Annotated in this window: 15 protein-coding genes and 1 other RNA gene; 15 read left to right on the top strand and 1 reads right to left on the bottom strand. The window is 39.3% G+C overall.

Annotated features, from left to right (window positions below; all coding sequences use genetic code 11):
* The first annotated feature begins 112 nt into the window (after nucleotides 1–112).
* The 13 genes from BK585_RS20165 to ssrA all read left to right on the top strand — a co-directional run bounded on the left by BK585_RS20165 (nucleotide 113) and on the right by ssrA (nucleotide 13,660).
* Nucleotides 113–1,132: a sugar-binding transcriptional regulator gene (locus BK585_RS20165; RefSeq protein WP_078555713.1), complete on the top strand. Its 1,020-nt coding sequence runs from the start codon at nucleotides 113–115 to the stop codon at nucleotides 1,130–1,132.
* Between the two features lie 67 nt (nucleotides 1,133–1,199).
* On the top strand, nucleotides 1,200–2,207 hold the full coding sequence (gap, locus tag BK585_RS20160; protein WP_078555712.1) for a type I glyceraldehyde-3-phosphate dehydrogenase: 1,008 nt from the start codon (nucleotides 1,200–1,202) through the stop codon (nucleotides 2,205–2,207).
* A 96-nt stretch (nucleotides 2,208–2,303) separates the two neighbouring features.
* Nucleotides 2,304–3,485 carry a phosphoglycerate kinase gene (locus tag BK585_RS20155; RefSeq protein WP_078555711.1) on the top strand — a complete coding sequence of 394 codons (1,182 nt, stop codon included), beginning with the start codon at nucleotides 2,304–2,306 and terminating at the stop codon, nucleotides 3,483–3,485.
* A gap of 20 nt (nucleotides 3,486–3,505) precedes the next feature.
* Entirely contained in the window at nucleotides 3,506–4,261 is a 756-nt protein-coding gene (tpiA, locus tag BK585_RS20150) for a triose-phosphate isomerase (protein ID WP_078556956.1), read from the top strand.
* Nucleotides 4,258–5,790, top strand: a complete 1,533-nt coding sequence (gene gpmI / locus BK585_RS20145) for a 2,3-bisphosphoglycerate-independent phosphoglycerate mutase (RefSeq protein WP_078555710.1) — start codon at nucleotides 4,258–4,260, stop codon at nucleotides 5,788–5,790. Before tpiA ends, gpmI begins: the two co-directional genes overlap by 4 nt.
* A 125-nt stretch (nucleotides 5,791–5,915) precedes the next feature.
* On the top strand, nucleotides 5,916–7,199 hold the full coding sequence (eno, locus tag BK585_RS20140) for a phosphopyruvate hydratase (RefSeq protein ID WP_078555709.1): 1,284 nt from the start codon (nucleotides 5,916–5,918) through the stop codon (nucleotides 7,197–7,199).
* A 114-nt stretch (nucleotides 7,200–7,313) separates the two neighbouring features.
* Nucleotides 7,314–7,547: a preprotein translocase subunit SecG gene (gene secG, locus BK585_RS20135; RefSeq protein ID WP_078555708.1), complete on the top strand. Its 234-nt coding sequence runs from the start codon at nucleotides 7,314–7,316 to the stop codon at nucleotides 7,545–7,547.
* A 402-nt stretch (nucleotides 7,548–7,949) separates the two neighbouring features.
* Nucleotides 7,950–8,696 carry an alpha/beta hydrolase gene (locus tag BK585_RS20130; RefSeq protein WP_078556954.1) on the top strand — a complete coding sequence of 249 codons (747 nt, stop codon included), beginning with the start codon at nucleotides 7,950–7,952 and terminating at the stop codon, nucleotides 8,694–8,696.
* 25 nt (nucleotides 8,697–8,721) lie between these two features.
* Complete coding sequence (rnr, locus tag BK585_RS20125) at nucleotides 8,722–11,064, top strand: ribonuclease R (RefSeq protein WP_078555707.1); 2,343 nt, start codon at nucleotides 8,722–8,724, stop codon at nucleotides 11,062–11,064.
* A gap of 160 nt (nucleotides 11,065–11,224) precedes the next feature.
* Complete coding sequence (locus BK585_RS20120) at nucleotides 11,225–12,037, top strand: processed acidic surface protein (protein ID WP_078555706.1); 813 nt, start codon at nucleotides 11,225–11,227, stop codon at nucleotides 12,035–12,037.
* Nucleotides 12,037–12,666 carry a class D sortase gene (locus tag BK585_RS20115; RefSeq protein WP_078555705.1) on the top strand — a complete coding sequence of 210 codons (630 nt, stop codon included), beginning with the start codon at nucleotides 12,037–12,039 and terminating at the stop codon, nucleotides 12,664–12,666. Before BK585_RS20120 ends, BK585_RS20115 begins: the two co-directional genes overlap by 1 nt.
* A gap of 68 nt (nucleotides 12,667–12,734) precedes the next feature.
* On the top strand, nucleotides 12,735–13,211 hold the full coding sequence (gene smpB, locus BK585_RS20110) for an SsrA-binding protein SmpB (protein WP_139367601.1): 477 nt from the start codon (nucleotides 12,735–12,737) through the stop codon (nucleotides 13,209–13,211).
* Nucleotides 13,212–13,323: 112 nt separating this feature from the next.
* Nucleotides 13,324–13,660, top strand: a transfer-messenger RNA (tmRNA) gene (ssrA, locus tag BK585_RS20105).
* 618 nt (nucleotides 13,661–14,278) lie between these two features.
* On the opposite strand, the gene BK585_RS24465 is transcribed toward ssrA, so the two are convergent.
* Nucleotides 14,279–14,458 (bottom strand): hypothetical protein, encoded by a 180-nt coding sequence (locus tag BK585_RS24465; protein WP_245805876.1) that lies wholly within the window; start codon nucleotides 14,456–14,458, stop codon nucleotides 14,279–14,281.
* A gap of 180 nt (nucleotides 14,459–14,638) precedes the next feature.
* Between BK585_RS24465 and BK585_RS20095 the strand changes: the two genes are divergently transcribed.
* Nucleotides 14,639–17,698: an efflux RND transporter permease subunit gene (locus BK585_RS20095; RefSeq protein WP_078555703.1), complete on the top strand. Its 3,060-nt coding sequence runs from the start codon at nucleotides 14,639–14,641 to the stop codon at nucleotides 17,696–17,698.
* 224 nt (nucleotides 17,699–17,922) lie between these two features.
* Complete coding sequence (locus BK585_RS20090) at nucleotides 17,923–18,018, top strand: YjcZ family sporulation protein (RefSeq protein ID WP_078555702.1); 96 nt, start codon at nucleotides 17,923–17,925, stop codon at nucleotides 18,016–18,018.
* The last annotated feature ends 48 nt before the right edge of the window (nucleotides 18,019–18,066 follow it).

Genomic DNA, 18,066 nt, shown 5'->3' with positions numbered 1-18,066 from the left:
AGAAATGTAGGAAAGATTGGTTGATTTTTTTTGGGGTAATCGGGACGCAAAATGTCACATAGGGACGAAAAAAGTCCCGTTTATTGTCTCGACCTTCAGAACGGAGACTATTATGCGAGTATTATTAGATGTTCAACAAAAATTATTACCTGATATGCTCGATGTAATGGCTAAACGGTTTTCCATATTACAATACATTCGTTTAATGGAACCGATCGGTCGTCGAAACCTTTCCTCTAGTTTAAACATTTCAGAGAGGGTTTTACGAAGCGAAGTCTTATTTCTGAAAAATCAAGGATTAATTCAAATATCTCCAGCAGGCATGAGTATGTCTGATGAAGGGAATGCAGTCTTACATTCTCTTGAAGAGGTTATGAAGGAATTGCTAGGTCTCCGCACGTTAGAACAACAGCTTTCTGAAAGGTTGAAAATCTCAGATGTCATCGTTGTTGCTGGGGATAGTGACCAGTTTCCTTGGGTAAAAAAAGAAATGGGCAGAGCATGTGTCGCGCGTATGAAGCAACATTTGTCACCTAATGACGTCATTGCGATTACAGGTGGAACTACAATAGCATCAATAGCAGAAATGATTACACCTGACCCACTTTTGAAAGAAGCGGTATTCGTTCCAGCACGAGGTGGTCTTGGAGAGCAAGTAGAAAACCAAGCAAACACAATAAGTGCTGAAATGGCAAGGAGAGCAGGAGCAAGGTACAGAATGATGCATGTTCCTGATTTGTTAAGTGAAGAAGCCTATCAGTCTCTTGTAAGTGAACCATCTATTAAGGACATCCTAGAAATCATAAAGTCAGCGTGCATTGTTATTCATGGCATTGGAGAAGCTACGACTATGGCCAAACGAAGAGGTTCTTCACATGGTCTAATCGGAAAGTTAGAATCCAATCATGCTGTTGCAGAAGCCTTTGGTTATTATTTTGACCAATCTGGAAACATTATTCATAGAGAACGAACAATTGGCCTGCAACTTGATGATTTAGACAAATCAAAATATGTAATTGCTGTGGCGGGTGGGGCATCAAAAGCAGATGCGATTTCTGCGTATGTCAAGCATCGAACAAGCCATGTATTAATTACAGACGAAGGTGCAGCAAGATCTATGTTACAAAAGTAGTTTGTTTTCGTAAGGGGATTCCCCTTTGAAATATATTTTATTTACAATTTTAAGGAGGAAATTTATTATGGCAACGAAAATTGGTATTAATGGTTTTGGAAGAATTGGACGTAATGTATTCCGTGCAACACTTAATAACCCAGATGTTGAGGTTGTTGCAATCAACGACTTAACTGATGCAAACATGCTTGCACATCTATTAAAATATGACACTGTTCATGGCAAACTAGATGCAGAAGTTTCTGTAAATGGTGATAGCCTTGTAGTAAATGGTAAAGAAATTAAAGTTGTAGCTGAGCGTAACCCAGCTAACTTACCTTGGGGTAACCTTGGTGTAGAAGTAGTTGTTGAATCAACTGGTATCTTCACAGACAAAGCTGATGCTCAAAAGCATATCGAAGCAGGAGCAAAAAAAGTTATTATCTCTGCTCCAGCTAGCAACGAAGACATCACAATCGTTATGGGTGTTAACGAAGAAAAGTATGATGCTGCTAACCACAATGTCATTTCTAACGCATCTTGTACGACAAACTGTTTAGCACCATTCGCAAAAGTTCTTAACGACCAATTTGGAATTCGTCGTGGTATGATGACAACTGTTCACTCATACACGAATGACCAACAAATTTTAGATTTACCACATAAAGACTACCGTCGTGCTCGTGCGGCTGCTGAAAACATCATCCCTACAACTACAGGTGCTGCAAAAGCAGTTGCTCTAGTATTACCTGAGTTAAAAGGAAAATTAAACGGTGGCGCAATGCGTGTACCTACACCTAACGTATCATTAGTTGACCTTGTTGTTGAACTTGACAAAGATGTAACAGCTGAAGATGTTAACAACGCACTTAAAGAAGCTGCTCAAGGACCTTTAAAAGGAATCCTTTCTTACAGCGAAGAGCCATTAGTATCTGGTGACTATAATGGAGACCCTTCTTCTTCTACTATCGATGCACTTTCTACGATGGTTATGGAAGGAAACATGGTTAAAGTTATCTCTTGGTATGACAACGAGTCTGGATACTCAAACCGTGTTGTAGACTTAGTTAAATACATCGCTAAGCAAGGTCTATAAGAACTACCATATAGGAATGATAAGGGGAGAAGGGAATAATGCCCTTACTCCCCTCTTTCCCATTAAAAGACAACTACCACTTAGGAGGAATACCTGATGAACAAAAAGTCAATTCGAGATATTGATGTAAATGGAAAAACGGTCTTTTGTCGTGTCGATTTCAACGTACCAATGAAAAATGGTGAGGTAACTGATGATACAAGGATCCGTGCTGCTTTACCAACAATTCAGCATTTAGTTGACCAAGGAGCAAAAGTTCTATTAGCAAGTCATCTTGGACGACCAAAAGGCGAAGTGGTTGAAGAATTACGTCTTGATGCTGTTGCAAAGCGTTTGAGTGACCTTCTTGGTAAAAATGTAACAAAAACAAATGAAGCTTATGGTTCTGAAGTTGAACAAACAATTGCTGGTTTATCTGCAGGAGATGTTGTGCTTCTTGAAAACGTACGCTTTTATCCAGGAGAAGAGAAAAACGATGAAACATTAGCAAAAGAATTTGCTAAATTAGCAGATGTATTTGTTAATGATGCATTTGGTGCAGCTCACCGTGCTCACGCTTCAACAGAAGGCATTGCTCATCATATTCCTGCTGTTGGTGGATTCCTTATGGAAAAAGAGCTTGAAGTGCTTGGAAAAGCGTTATCAAACCCAGAACGTCCTTTTACAGCTATTATTGGTGGAGCAAAAGTAAGAGATAAAATTGGTGTTATTGATAACCTTCTTGATAAAGTTGATAACTTAATTATTGGTGGCGGACTTGCTTATACATTTGTAAAGGCTCAAGGTCATGAAGTAGGGAAATCGCTTTTAGAAGAGGATAAAATGGATTTAGCATTAGAATTCATTGCTAAAGCGAAAGAAAAAGGTGTTAATTTCTATATGCCTCAAGATGTTATCGTGGCTGACGATTTCTCTAACGATGCAACTACACAGGTCGTAGATATCGAGTCAATCCCTGCAGAGTGGGAAGCGTTAGATATTGGACCAAAAACAATTGATACATACCGTGATGTTATTCTTAATTCTAAACTTGTCATTTGGAACGGACCTATGGGAGTATTTGAATTAGAAACGTTTGCGAATGGAACAAAGTCTGTAGGTAAAGCTCTAGCTGATTCAGATGCATATTCTGTGATCGGTGGAGGAGACTCTGCAGCAGCTGTTGAGAAATTTGGTTTAGCTGACCAAATGAGTCACATTTCAACAGGTGGCGGTGCTTCTCTTGAGTTCATGGAAGGCAAGCAATTACCAGGCGTTGTGGCGTTAAACGATAAATAAGAATAAAGAGGTGAAAGATGTTGCGTAAACCAATTATTGCAGGAAACTGGAAAATGAACAAAACTCTTTCGGAAGCGTTAGATTTTATTGAGCAAGTAAGAAATGCAGTTCCAAATAAAGATTCAGTTGAAGCTGTTGTGTGTTCTCCAGCCTTATTTTTAGATGCATTAGTCAAAGAGACAGATGGTTCTGACGTGCAAATCGGCGCTCAAAACATGCATTTTGAAGACAACGGTGCATTCACTGGTGAAATTAGTCCTGTAGCTCTTGAAGACATCGGAGTTAGCCATGTTATTATTGGACACTCTGAGCGTCGTGAGATGTTTGCTGAGACTGATGAAACAGTAAATAAAAAAGTGAAAGCAGCTTTTGCTCATAACTTAGTTCCAATTATGTGTTGTGGGGAAACAGATGCTGAGCGTGAAGCTGGAAAAACAAATGATATTGTTGGCGACCAAGTGAAAAAAGGGTTAGCTGGCTTATCAGAAGACCAAGTAAAAAATGTCGTGATTGCTTATGAACCAATTTGGGCAATCGGTACAGGAAAATCGTCTTCAGCTGAAGATGCTAACGAAACGTGTGCTTTCATCCGTAACGTAGTAGCAAGAGAGTTTTCTGAAGCTGCTGCGAATGCGGTTCGTATACAATATGGTGGAAGTGTAAAACCTGGCAACATTAAAGAATATCTAGGTCAATCTGACATTGACGGTGCTCTTGTTGGTGGAGCTAGCCTGGAGCACGATTCGTTCTTGCAGTTAGTGGAGGCAGGGAAATGAGTAAAAAGCCAGTAGCTATGATTATTTTGGACGGCTTTGCACTTCGTAATGAGGAAAAAGGAAATGCCGTTGCTCATGCAAAAAAACCTAACTTTGACCGCTACTGGAATCAATACCCTCACGCACAGCTAAAAGCAAGTGGAGAGGCCGTTGGTTTACCTGAAGGACAAATGGGGAACTCCGAGGTAGGACACTTAAATATCGGCGCAGGCCGAGTTGTCTATCAAAGCTTAACTAGAGTGAACTTATCGATTCGCGAAGGAGACTTCTTTGAAAATAAAACGTTTTTAGAGGCGATCAATCACGTGAACGAAAAAGATAGCAGCCTTCATATTTACGGGCTGTTATCAGATGGTGGTGTGCATAGTCACATTGAGCATTTGTTTGCTTTGCTTGAGCTTGCGAAAAAGAAAGACGTGAAAAAAGTATTCATTCACGGTTTCTTAGATGGTCGAGATGTTGGTCCAACTTCTGCTGAAGTATACTTACGCGCACTTCAAGATAAAATTGCTGACGTTGGTGTTGGTCAAATTGCATCTGTTCATGGCCGTTATTATGCAATGGACCGTGACAAGCGCTGGGAGCGAGTTGAAAAATCATACCGTGCCATGGTGTACGGAGATGGCCCAACGTACACAAATGCTCTTGATATCTTAAAAGATTCATATGACAATGGCATTCATGATGAGTTTGTGATTCCATCTGTGATTGTAGATGAGGCAGGAGCTCCAGTTGGAACGATTGAAGATAATGATGCTGTTATTTTCTTTAACTTTCGACCAGACCGTGCGATTCAGATGTCTCAAGTTTTCACAAACGAAGACTTCCGTGGCTTTGACCGTGGAGAAAAGCATCCAACAAAGCTTCACTATGTGTGCTTAACGCATTTTAGTGAAACGGTAAATGGGTTTGTAGCGTTCCACCCAACGAACTTAGACAATACGTTAGGGGAAGTTCTTTCTCAACAGGGCTATAAGCAACTTCGCATAGCGGAAACAGAAAAGTACCCTCACGTTACCTTCTTCTTTAGTGGTGGAAGAGAGGAACCTTTCCCTGGTGAAGAAAGAATCCTGATTGACTCACCAAAGGTGGCTACGTATGATTTGCAACCTGAGATGAGTGCGTATGAAGTAACCGAAGCGTTGTTAGCTGATATTGAAGCTGACAAACATGATGCGATTATTTTAAATTTTGCTAATCCAGATATGGTTGGACATTCAGGAATGCTCGAGCCGACGGTTAAAGCAATTGAAGTCGTTGATGAGTGTTTAGGTAAAATTGTTGATGCTATAGTTGCCAAGGGTGGCCACGCTATTATAACTGCTGACCATGGAAATGCAGATGAAGTAATCACACTTAAAGGAACACCGATGACAGCACATACGACAAATCCTGTTCCTGTTATTGTTACAAAAGAAGGCGTAAGCTTGAGAGAAGACGGCATTCTTGCTGACCTTTCTCCGACCTTACTAGCACTATTAGGTGGAAAACAGCCTGAAGAAATGACAGGGAAATCGTTAATAAAGTAAAGAATTCATAAAGTATTGCTTAATAAAGAAGGAGCTTGCTCTACTTTAGCGAATGAATTTAAAGGTAGTATCGCAAGCTATAGTCGAGTAAACCGTATATTAAAAATTAGGGAGCTGAAAAAGTAATGACAATTATTTCAGATGTTTATGCACGCGAAGTTTTAGATTCACGCGGAAATCCTACAGTAGAAGTTGAAGTTTATTTAGAAGACGGCGCAATGGGACGTGCTCTTGTACCAAGTGGAGCGTCAACTGGTGAGTATGAAGCAGTTGAATTACGTGATGGCGGAGAGCGCTACATGGGTAAAGGTGTTCTTAAAGCTGTTCAACACGTAAACGAAGATATCGCACCAGAGTTAATCGGCTACGATGCTCTTGAGCAAGTTGAAATTGATAACTTACTTATTGAACTTGATGGAACAAGCAACAAAGGTAAATTAGGTGCTAACGCGATTCTTGGTGTGTCTATGGCTGTAGCTCGTGCTGCTGCTGATGCACTTGGTGTGCCTTTATACATGTACTTAGGTGGATTTAATGCAAAAACTCTACCAGTTCCAATGATGAACATCCTTAATGGTGGAGAGCATGCGGATAACAACGTAGACATTCAAGAGTTTATGGTTATGCCTATCGGTGCTGAAAACTTTAAAGAAGCACTTCGTATGGGTGCAGAAATTTTCCATAATTTAAAATCCGTGTTAAAGTCTAAGGGCTTAAATACTGCTGTAGGTGATGAAGGTGGCTTTGCTCCAAACCTTGCTTCTAATGAAGAGGCACTTCAAACAATTATTGAAGCAATTGAAAAAGCTGGTTATAAACCAGGAGAAGAAGTTGTTCTTGCAATGGACGCAGCAGCTTCTGAGTTCTACGAAGATGGTAAATACAATCTAAAAGGTGAAGGTGTAATCCGTACATCTGAAGAAATGGTTGAGTTCTATAGCGAGCTTTGCGCAAAATACCCAATCATCTCAATTGAAGATGGATTAGACGAAAACGACTGGGATGGTTGGAAAAAGCTAACGGAAGCTCTTGGAGACAAAGTTCAGCTTGTTGGTGATGACCTATTCGTTACAAACACTGAAAAACTTTCTGAAGGTATCGAAAAAGGAATTGGTAACTCAATCCTTATCAAAGTGAACCAAATCGGTACACTTACTGAAACTTTCGATGCAATCGAAATGGCAAAACGTGCTGGTTACACAGCTGTTATCTCTCACCGTTCGGGTGAAACAGAAGATAGCACAATTGCAGACATCGCTGTTGCGACAAATGCAGGCCAAATTAAAACGGGTGCTCCTTCTCGTACAGACCGCGTTGCGAAGTACAACCAACTTCTTCGTATCGAAGATGGCTTTGGAACTGTAGCTCAATACGGTGGCAGAAAAGCATTTTATAACTTAAACAAATAAGTTTTCTAAAACAGCACTCGGGCGACCGGGTGCTGTTTTTTTTACTATTGCGAGGGCAATGGCTTTTATGGTACAGTTAGAGAAGCGAAAACTGTCTTCTTGGAGGTGTCATGAATGCAAACATTTTTATTCATTTTATTAATTATTGTATCCCTTGCTTTAATTACAGTTGTGTTATTACAATCAGGACGTAGTGCGGGTCTTTCAGGAGCAATTTCTGGGGGAGCGGAGCAATTAGTAGGAAAGCAAAAGGCACGTGGGATTGATGCGGTACTTATTAAAGCAACGGTTGTACTAGCGGTTCTTTTCTTTGTATTAACGATTGCTGTAGCTTACTTTATCGCATAAAACAATAACAACCTCGAAGCAGCAGGGACAAGCACCCTGTTGCTTTTTTGATCTAGTAAGGTTATTTGTATAAACGGACAAATTGAGTTTGGAACAAAGTACGGGAGTCCGTAAAGACAAGGAAACGGACAGGTTAAGTTCGAAACAAAGCCGTGGAGTCCGAAAAGACAATGAATACGGACAGGTTAAGTTTGAAACAAAGTGATGAAGTCCGATAAGGCAAGGAATATGGACAGGTTGAGCATGAAACAAAGTGCTAGAGTCCGAATACAAAATAATCCAAGTGCAAGTCGTATGTCTAGATGTTTCACAATGGAAATGGTAATAATTAACCCATACATTATTTTTTTATTAGAAAAGTTAAATCAGGCAACACTATGTCATAAAGGATGGGATAGGAAAATGAAATCAGTGCAACCAAAACCGTTTACGTTTGAAGGCGGGCGGAGAGCAGTGTTGTTACTGCATGGTTTTACAGGTACAACGGCTGATGTTCGTATGATAGGTCGCTTTCTACAAAAAAAAGGATACACCTGTCATGCGCCTTTATACAAAGGCCACGGGGTGCCGCCAGAGCAACTTGTACATACTGGTCCTGACGATTGGTGGGAAGACGTGAAGGAAGGTTATGAACACCTAAGAGCTGAAGGGTTTGAGGAGATAGCAGTTTGTGGGTTGTCGCTAGGTGGTGTTTTTTCCTTAAAACTAGGGTATACCTACCCTGTCATGGGAATTGTCCCGATGTGCGCTCCAGTGAAGGCGAAGACAGAGACTGTCATGTATGAGGGAGTGGTCGACTATGCACGGCACTATAAAAAATGGGAAGGAAAGTCAGAAGCTGACATTGAGAAAGAAATAGACGCTTTTAAACAAAGACCTATGAATACGCTTCAAGCATTACAAAATCTAATTGAAGACGTGCGTAAGCATCTTGACCATATATATTCCCCAGTTTTTGTAGTCCAAGCCCGAAATGATGAAATGATTGATACAACAAGTGCAACGATTATCCATGATGACGTTGAATCAGGTGTAAAAAGAATAAAATGGTACGAACAATCAAGTCACGTTATTACTCTGGGTAGAGAAAAGGAACAACTCCATGAAGATGTCTATCATTTTTTAGAATCGCTTGAGTGGAGTTCGTGAAAGAAATTTGAAAGGAGAGAAATAAATGAACGATGAAAGAATTCAAAAAGTGTTAGATTATATGAGAGAAGAAATATCAAAACCGCTTTCTGTAACCGAATTAGAAGAAGCGTTTGGCTTAACGGATACCAGCGAATTTAAGGATTTTGTTAAACTGTTGAATTATATGGAAGAGTCGGGGATGATTGTTAGAACGAGAAGCAATCGTTACGGGTTGCCAGAAAAAATGAACCTTGTCCGCGGAAAAGTTCAAGCGAATGCGAAAGGATTTGCTTTTATTATTCCGCTTGAGGACATTGGCGAAAAAGATGTGTATGTGAATAGTATGGATTTAGGGAGTGCAATGAACGGGGATACCGTCCTAGTTAGACTACATCCGAAATCAACGGGGACAAGACCAGAGGGACAAGTTATCCGCATTCTTGAACGTGGAACGACAGAGGTTGTAGGAACATTTGTTGATAGTCAGCATTACGGCTTTGTGGTTGCTGATGACAAGAGGATACCAAATGATATTTTCATTCCCAAAAATGCAGTAAAAGGTGCAGTTGATGGACATAAGGTTGTTGTAATAATCACTAAATATCCTGAAGGGAAAATGAGTGCGGAAGGTGAAGTTATCACCATTTTAGGGCATAAAAATGACCCTGGTATTGATATTTTATCGATTATCCATAAGCATGGTTTACCCGGTGAGTTCCCTGAGGATGTGATCCATCAGGCTGAAAGTGTCCCAGATAAAATAAGTGAAGATGAAATTGGCAAACGTCGTGATTTACGTGACAAAACAATTGTAACGATTGACGGAGCTGACGCAAAGGATTTAGATGATGCCGTTAACGTAGAAAGACTTGATAACGGAAATTATAAATTAGGGGTTCATATTGCTGACGTTAGTTATTATGTCAGAGAGGGATCACCGATAGATAAAGAAGCGGCAGAGCGAGGTACAAGTGTGTACCTAGTCGACCGCGTTATCCCAATGATTCCGCATCGCCTGTCAAATGGAATATGTAGTTTAAATCCAAAAGTCGACCGACTAACGCTTTCATGTGAGATGGAAATCACGCCTGAAGGTGAAGTCGTTGGTCATGATATTTTTGAAAGTGTTATCCGTACAACCGAACGAATGACGTACACAGATGTTCGTGATATTTTAATGGAATCTGATGAAGAAGTCATGAAAAAATATGAGGAACTCATTCCATTTTTTAAACAAATGGGTGAGTTAGCAGATATTTTACGCAAAAAGAGATTTGAACGTGGTGCGATTGACTTTGATTTTAAAGAGGCAAAAGTGCTAGTAGCCGAAGATGGTAAGCCGACAGATGTCGTCCTGCGAGAGCGTTCAGTAGCTGAAAAGTTAATTGAAGAATTTATGCTAGCGGCCAATGAAACGATAGCTGAGCATTTTCATTGGATGAACATTCCGTTTATCTATCGTATTCATGAAGACCCGAATACAGAGAAGCTTGAGAAGTTTCTTGAGTTTATTACGAACTTTGGATATGTGGTTAGAGGAAATGCCAATACCGTTCACCCAAGGGCGTTACAAATGCTTCTTGATGAAGTAAGAGGGAAGCCAGAAGAAACGGTCATCAGTACGGTTATGCTACGCTCTATGCAACAAGCGAAGTACGACCCGAAAAGTTTAGGTCACTTTGGGTTATCAACCGAGTTCTACACGCATTTTACTTCTCCAATCCGTCGTTATCCTGACTTAATTGTTCACCGTTTAATTAGAACATATTTAGTTGAAGGGAAAACGGATGCAGCAACACAAAATATCTGGAGTGAGAAACTATCTGAAATTGCTCGTCATTCTTCTGAAATGGAACGTCGTGCAGTAGATGCAGAGCGAGAAACGGATGAAGTGAAAAAAGCACAATACATGGAAGATAAAATCGGTGAAACCTTCACAGGTATGGTTAGTAGTGTAACGAACTTCGGTATTTTCGTTGAACTTGAAAATACAATTGAAGGACTCGTTCATGTTAGTTACTTAACTGACGATTACTATCATTATGACGAACGTCAATACGCTATGATCGGTGAACGCACAGGGAATGTGTTTAGAATCGGTGATGAAATTGAAGTTCGCTGTGTGAACGTAAACGTTGATGAAGCGTCCATCGACTTTGAAGTAGTCGGAATGAAAGGGACGAGATCGACCGAAAGAAAAGCGAAACCAAAAGTGATTGTTGGTGGTAATCGTAAAAAGAAAGACGATAAGCCAGGAAGACCAACAAAACCAGGAGCTAAAACAGGGAGTGCTTCCGGTGACCGAAAGCCTCCAAAGAAGAAAAAGAAATTTTATGAAAATGCTCCAAAGAACAAACGAAAAAAAGGTAAAAAGAAAACGAAATAATAGTAAAAAGGTTATTGCTCATGCATAGTAGCAATAACCTTTTTGTCGTAGTATGTCGAAAACAACTTGGGTTTTGTCGAATGAAAAACATAGTTTTACATACTCTTACAGATTATAATAGTCTAGTAAATATTAATTACAAAAAATTAGGAGGTTACCTATGAAAAAGGTATTATGCTTTTTATTAGTATTTCTTTTAGTTATGCCTGGATTTTCAGCAATGGCTGCAACTCCAATCACTGACGATAGTTTAAATGAACTAGCGGCATCGTATGATATAACGGTAGCAGAAATTGATGGAATTTTAGCGCAGTATGGTGAATCTACTGAAGACTTTGAAACTATTGAGGACATTGTGGGTTATCTAGAAATGGATGAAGAGATAGAGGAAGTAGATTTTGATGAATTCTTCGAGTTACTTGTAGCATTTGATATTACTGAAGAAGAGTTTTTAGCGTTACTAGAACATGTTTCCGCTTTAGATCCAGTTGATTTAGAAGAGCGTTTAATTGCACTTTTAGACCGAGTTGAAGCATTACCAGATTTTGAAAGTGCTGTTGACTTAACAGATGCACATGTAGAAGAACTTGCAGCGATTTGGGGAGAGTTTTTAGATATTTTCCAAATGCAAGCAGAGTACTATATGATTAGCGAAGAAGATTATTATGAGATTTCATTAAGAGATCTTTTGTACTTAGAAAGCACAAATGGTTATGACTTATTAATCGAACTTTATAACTATGATGGTGAATTTTTAGCTGATATCCTAATTACAGCTGATATGTTCGGTTCAGATATTATTAAAGAAGTTAGTAAAGAAGTAGTTGAAGCTCCAACTGCAGGTGTTGATAAGACAGTTAAAGGTGGAAAGCTTCCAAAGACGGCTACTAACAGTGGTTTAAATATGTTACTTGCTCTATTTGCAATGGCAGTAGGTTTTGGTGTATACCGTAAAGGACAGGCACTTAGATAATGTTTAATGAAGATCAAAGAAGAATCATGAAAATGGTTCTTCTTTCCTTATCTGCGTTGATTGTTGTCAGTGGCTTATTTTTCTTTGTAACAAACGCTGTTTCTTTCTGGAGAGGGTATTCAGCTGTTTCCCCGATTGAGGAAGTAGAACAAGTATCTAAAGAAGAAACCAAACCGGAGAATGAAATGACGGAGGTCAAGTATCCGAGTCGTCCTAATATTGGTGACCAAATTGGTGTCCTACAGATCCCAAAACTTGAATCTGAAATGCCGATTTTTTATGGTACAAATGAAGATGAACTTGAAAGAGGCGTAGGTCACTATGCAGGAAGTGTACTACCAGGTGAGAAGGATAATTCTGTATTATCTGGACATCGTGATACGGTGTTTCGTCGCTTAGGTGAGGTGGGTGAAGGTGATTTGCTTATTGTCACAACAGCTGCCGGGGAATTTACGTATAAAGTCCGTAAAGTTCGCATCGTAGATAAAGACGACCGCACGGTAATTGTACCTAGACCAAAGGCGACATTAACAGTCAGTACCTGTTACCCATTTAATTATGTTGGAGCAGCACCTGAACGTTATATACTGATCGCAGATTTGATTGCGCCTGAGTCGTTGGTTCAGTAAGTTTGACTGATTTCAAGTTTGTTTGTTATCATTAAATATTGAATCATTCTATAAAGGATGCGTTGATGATGGCAGGAACACAAGAAAAAAGTAAAGTATTGGCTCAAAATAAAAAAGCGAGTCATGATTACCACATTGAAGAAACCTTTGAGTGTGGGATTGTGCTTAAAGGAACTGAAATCAAATCAATTCGTGCCGGGCGAGCTCAGTTAAAAGATTCGTTTGCTCGAGTAGACCCAAATGGAGAATTATTTTGGATTAACGGTCATATTAGCCCCTATGAACAAGGAAATCGATTCAACCATGACCCAGAGCGGTCTCGAAAACTGTTGCTCCATAAAAAAGAAATTAATAAATTAATTGGGGCTTCAAAAGAGCAAGGGTACGCATTGGTCCCTTTGAAGATTTATATTAAAAATGGGTTTGCGAAACTGTTAATCGCTTTGGCAAAAGGAAAGAAAAACTACGACAAGCGAGAAGCATTGAAAAAGAAAGATGCGAAGCGTGAAATTGACCGTGCTTTCCGCGAACGTCAAAAGGGATAACTTGGAAGTTGAACTTTCGGTCTAATATGTTATAATAGTAAATCCAAGGGCATTTTAATTAATGCCTTTGCTAATTTCATAAGGCAATGATGCCTTCTATTCTTGGGGACGTTTTGGATTCGACAGGGATAGGTCGGGCTTAAGTTGCGAGTCGAGGGGGTCGGCCTCGTTAAAACGCCAATGCCTATAACTGGCAAAGAAAACAACAACTTCGCACTAGCAGCTTAATACTGCTTTGCGGTTCCTCCCTCCATCGTCCATGTGGTAGGATCAGGGACTCACTCTAAGTGGACTACGCCGGTTGCCCACCGTCTGAGGGCGAAGGAAGAGAACAATCAGACTAGCAGCTCGGGTGCCTGTCGCTGGGCCAAAGAGACTGCGAAATGCTAGTACAGTGACTACACTCGTAGAAGCTTAAGTTGCGTTATTCTTGGACGTGGGTTCGATTAGTAAATAGTCGCCTTGTGTGGTGACACACAAGTGATAACTTGGCTTTATCGGTGAAGTCTACGTCACCATCTAGATGGTGATAAGGTAATACCGAGCGGTATGTGGAGTAATCCAACAGCCGTGTATCGACTTATAGGCTGCCTGACTCAGGTAGTACTAGGATGGGGAATGAAGTCAGATTTGACTAATATATATTTCTCATAATACGCCAGGGGACTTAGTTAGTACTAAGTTCAAGATATAGTCAGTGCCATAGCGAAAGCATGGAACAGCATGTCCCACCGTCTCCACCATACATATTTGGTGGAAATTACGCATACATGTGTGTGCGATGTAAAGCATAAGAATTCCATATGGAATTCTTATGCTTTTTTATTATATTTAAGTATATTAAATGGGCTTACATACTAAAAAAATCTTCTTCAAATTATTTCTTCTTAATTAACACTTCTTTACTATATTTTCCGTTTCTGGGTGTAGCTTGTTTGTATTGGTAAATAATAAGTTCGGCTCTTTTAATCTTTGTAGGGATTTTTAAATAAGGGAGTATTTTTTGTAATGTATACAATACAACCTTTTTTTTCTTTATCGATATAACAAAAGAGTCTTTATGTTTTTCAGGTGAATAATTTTTTATGCCCACCGATACTATTTTGAATAAAGAGTAGTATCTCATAATCAGTCGAGGCTATTGTAATAACTGGACGACGGTGTTCGTTTGAATGTTGTCGGGTTAATGTTATAGTACCTTCTACATCTATGATTCCTGCTAAGTAAGCATAATCAGTTTCCTCCATATTGTATCACCCCAACATAAAAGATTATTATTTTTACTATTCTAGAACTAATATTGGTTTCCTCTTTTTCTATATATTTCAATTGAAAGCTATGCTGAACTAGACTAAAATCATTGTAAAAAACCTATATTTACTATATAAATAGATTATACAAATCGAAACAGTGGGAGAGGAAATCTAATGTTTGATTCCGTTATCAAAAAGCCTAAAATTACAGTTTTATTTTTGATCCTTTTTATGGTTATTGGATTTATCACATTTTGGCAGTTGCCACAACGTGAAATACCAGAAATATCATTAGATATTGCAACCGTAACAACCGTATATCCAGGTGCGACACCAGAAATGGTAGAGAGGACGATTACAGTCCCTATTGAAGAAGCGATTGAAAGAATTGCTGGTATTCAGGATTTTTCTTCTGTATCTTCCCTTGGAGCGTCGAATATCGTCATCGAGATTGATGGGAAGGCAGATAAAGATAAGGTATTATCTGATATTAGGCAAACGATCATTGATACAAGCCGTGGTTTCCCAGAGCAAGTCCTTTCTCCGAATGTAAATGAAACTATACAATTAGGAGCGTTGTCTTCGTATCATATTTTATCTGAAGACCGTGAAGGCTTATATCGACTTGGACCAATTCTGTCAAAGTGGCAACAAGAAATTGAATCCATCCCAGGTGTTAAAAATACGGTAGTTAAAGGAGTTCCTGAAGAGGAAATAATTATTTCCTTAGATTCAGAAAGGATGGCGGAATTAGGTATTCTTGTTCCAGATGTATTACAAGCCTATTCTGGTGAATTTGGTCAAGTCCCGATTGGAACAAAACAAATTGGTGACAGGATTCATCAGCTTGCTCTTCCACAAATGAGTGATATCTCACAAGTTGCAGAATTGCCAGTTGGTTTAAATGATGGAGAACCCATTTATATCGATGACATTGGTGATGTCTCACTTCAATATAAAGAGATGAAGGACGTTATCTCTTATGAAGGGATTCCAACGCTTTCATTTACAGTCGTTCCTGAACGAGGCATTGATGTTCCGTCACTTCATAAAGCAGTTGATGAGAAGTTGAATATTCTTAAAGAAGATCTTTCTACAACAGCGACACTAGATTTATATTATACACAAAACAATATTGTCTCAGAGATATTTCGAGACTTATCCTTATCGTTTATCATTTCTGTCATCGTAGTCATTTTTGTTACGTTACTTGGATTAAATTTTTCGTCAGCTCTTATTGTAGCTTTGGCAATTCCTATATCCATATTGCTGGGTTTAGTTCCGTTACCTTATGTCGGAGTTGATTTAAACCAAATATCGATTATCGGATTTATCATCGCGTTAGGGATCTTGGTTGATGATGCAATTGTCGTTAACGATAACATTCAACGTAGGTATAAGTTAGGAGATTCAGCCTTAGAGGGTGCGATAAAAGGAACGAAAGAAGTTAGAGTCTCGATTATTACATCTACCTTGGCCGTTGTTTTTACATTTTTACCGCTTGTATTTATCTCAGGTAGTGGCGGAGATTTCATTCGAGCAATGCCTACAGTTTTAATTACAACGATCATTGCATCCACGATTCTTTCGTTAACGTTAGTCCCGATTTATCGCGTATGGAGAGAAAAGAAACGCAAAGAGAGCAAAAAGGAAAGAAAAGATGGGCTACTCGGAAAATCACTGGATTCATTGGCCAATTGGTATGCGAACAAAGTATTAGCCAATATCGTTAAGAAACCATTACGAGTTGGTTTGATAGGCCTATTATTCTGTACCGTTGTTTATGGGTTAGTTCCGTTTATTCCTGTTGTCTTTTTCCCGAGTGCTGATCGAGAAGAAGTAACGCTAGAAGTCGTCGCACCGATTGGAACGACGATTGAACAAACTGACGAGTTGTTAAGAAAAATTGAAATGGACATTCGTAAACAAGATGAAAATGTATATGAGACGGCGATCTATACGGGTACTGGAGTGCCAGGATTGTTTAATTCATCTATTGAAGGTGCTGGTGAAAACACTGGACAAATCGTATTAAGGGTGAACAAAGAATCTCAATCTGCAGAAGAAACGATTGCTAGATGGAGCGAGACGTTAAGAGAAACCTATCCTAATGTAGAAACAAAGTTAACAACTATTGAAGCTGGTCCCCCTGTAGGTGCACCGATTGCTATTAAAGTAACGGGTCTTGAACTAGATGAACTTACTTCGATTGTCGATAGGTTAAAAAGTGATATCGAACAATTTGAAGGAAGCGGAGCGGTTGTTGATAACGTCGGAAACCCTTGGCCTACGATTTTATATGAACCAGACCGTGACGTTCTTGCCGAATATGGGATTACGATGAAAGAGATAAGCGAGCAAATTGCATTAAAGACAGAAGGAGTCCCTATCGGTTCATTTGATGATGGGACAGAGTTTAGAGATATAAGATTAGTTGTGGATGGACTTAGTGAAGGAGAAGAGTTAGATTTAACTTCTTTAGCCTTACCGAATAAATGGAGTGTAACGGAACCTGGCCCTCCTGATTTACTTACGTTTGATCAATTTGTGGAGCCAATAGAAGTTGAACAAATACAAAGGGTACCTCATTCAAATGGAGAACGAACCATTACCGTTCGTGTCTATCCAAATGAAGAAACAAAATCAGTGCTAGAACAACAAATCACAGGAAAAGTAAATGAGTATTCCTTAGATGAGGGGTACAGCATTTCAATCGGTGGTGAAACCGAAGCGAGAACAGACTTCTTTATTGAAGTTGGGAAGTTATTTATTGTTGTGGTTTTCTTGATTTTCATTGTGATGGCTGTTCAATTTTATTCGTTAAAGACACCTATCTTAGTGATGTCTACGGTGTATTTAGCCATCTCAGGAGCAGTCATTGGATTGTTTGTAACACAGACTGGACTTGGCTTTATGGCAATGATGGGGCTTGTCTCTCTAGCTGGGATCGTAGTAAGGAACTCAATTGTACTAATCGAATTCATTGAGCAACGATTGTCAGAAGGAATGGAATTAGCGACATCCGTTATTGAATCTGGAAGAGCAAGATTACGCCCCATTCTTCTTACGGCATTTACAGCTATTGGTGCACTTGTTCCGATTGCACTGAGTGGAGATGTATTATTTACACCTCTTGCCATTTCAATTATTTCAGGAATCTTTTTCTCAACGTTCTTTACGCTGTTACTCGTACCTGCTTTTTATATGGTGATGAAGAAAAAACGAGAAAGCTAAAGTAAAAGCACGTGCTATTTTACAGATAGCATGTGTTTTTTAATAAAAATGGGCACTACCTTGGCAAAATACAGTTTATATGATGTTTCTGACTCATGCACAACATAACAATAAGCAAATCTATATACTTTTTTTCTGATTGTCTAAACCAAATTGCTGGTTAGTGAATATGGTATTGGTAAGTGGAATGTTCCACAATTCAATTCGAGAAGGAGTGTTGACGAATGACACATTATGCAGGTGCAGGCGCAGGCTTTGCATTAGTGGTAGTCCTATTTATTTTATTAGTAATTATCGGGGCTGCTTACGTAGGATACTAAGTATTACAAGGGTCTCTGGCTACAGAGACCCTTTTTCTCTATATATAA

This window comes from Bacillus alkalicellulosilyticus (genome assembly GCF_002019795.1).
In the GTDB taxonomy this organism is placed as follows: domain Bacteria; phylum Bacillota; class Bacilli; order Bacillales; family Bacillaceae_F; genus Bacillus_AO; species Bacillus_AO alkalicellulosilyticum.
The sequence above is the reverse complement of the archived record's forward strand: the minus strand, read 5'-3'. Positions and strand labels throughout refer to the sequence as shown.

What these genes read in the sequence shown, in the direction of transcription:
- BK585_RS20095 (WP_078555703.1), top strand. Translation starts at nt 14,639, where the DNA reads ATGTTTGATTCCGTTATCAAAAAGCCTAAAATTACAGTTTTATTTTTG.
- secG (WP_078555708.1), top strand. Translation starts at nt 7,314, where the DNA reads ATGCAAACATTTTTATTCATTTTATTAATTATTGTATCCCTTGCTTTA.
- eno (WP_078555709.1), top strand. Translation starts at nt 5,916, where the DNA reads ATGACAATTATTTCAGATGTTTATGCACGCGAAGTTTTAGATTCACGC.
- BK585_RS20155 (WP_078555711.1), top strand. Translation starts at nt 2,304, where the DNA reads ATGAACAAAAAGTCAATTCGAGATATTGATGTAAATGGAAAAACGGTC.
- BK585_RS20120 (WP_078555706.1), top strand. Translation starts at nt 11,225, where the DNA reads ATGAAAAAGGTATTATGCTTTTTATTAGTATTTCTTTTAGTTATGCCT.
- gap (WP_078555712.1), top strand. Translation starts at nt 1,200, where the DNA reads ATGGCAACGAAAATTGGTATTAATGGTTTTGGAAGAATTGGACGTAAT.
- BK585_RS20165 (WP_078555713.1), top strand. Translation starts at nt 113, where the DNA reads ATGCGAGTATTATTAGATGTTCAACAAAAATTATTACCTGATATGCTC.
- BK585_RS20115 (WP_078555705.1), top strand. Translation starts at nt 12,037, where the DNA reads ATGTTTAATGAAGATCAAAGAAGAATCATGAAAATGGTTCTTCTTTCC.
- BK585_RS20090 (WP_078555702.1), top strand. Translation starts at nt 17,923, where the DNA reads ATGACACATTATGCAGGTGCAGGCGCAGGCTTTGCATTAGTGGTAGTC.
- BK585_RS20130 (WP_078556954.1), top strand. Translation starts at nt 7,950, where the DNA reads ATGAAATCAGTGCAACCAAAACCGTTTACGTTTGAAGGCGGGCGGAGA.
- gpmI (WP_078555710.1), top strand. Translation starts at nt 4,258, where the DNA reads ATGAGTAAAAAGCCAGTAGCTATGATTATTTTGGACGGCTTTGCACTT.
- BK585_RS24465 (WP_245805876.1), bottom strand. Translation starts at nt 14,458, where the DNA reads ATGGAGGAAACTGATTATGCTTACTTAGCAGGAATCATAGATGTAGAA.
- smpB (WP_139367601.1), top strand. Translation starts at nt 12,735, where the DNA reads ATGGCAGGAACACAAGAAAAAAGTAAAGTATTGGCTCAAAATAAAAAA.
- rnr (WP_078555707.1), top strand. Translation starts at nt 8,722, where the DNA reads ATGAACGATGAAAGAATTCAAAAAGTGTTAGATTATATGAGAGAAGAA.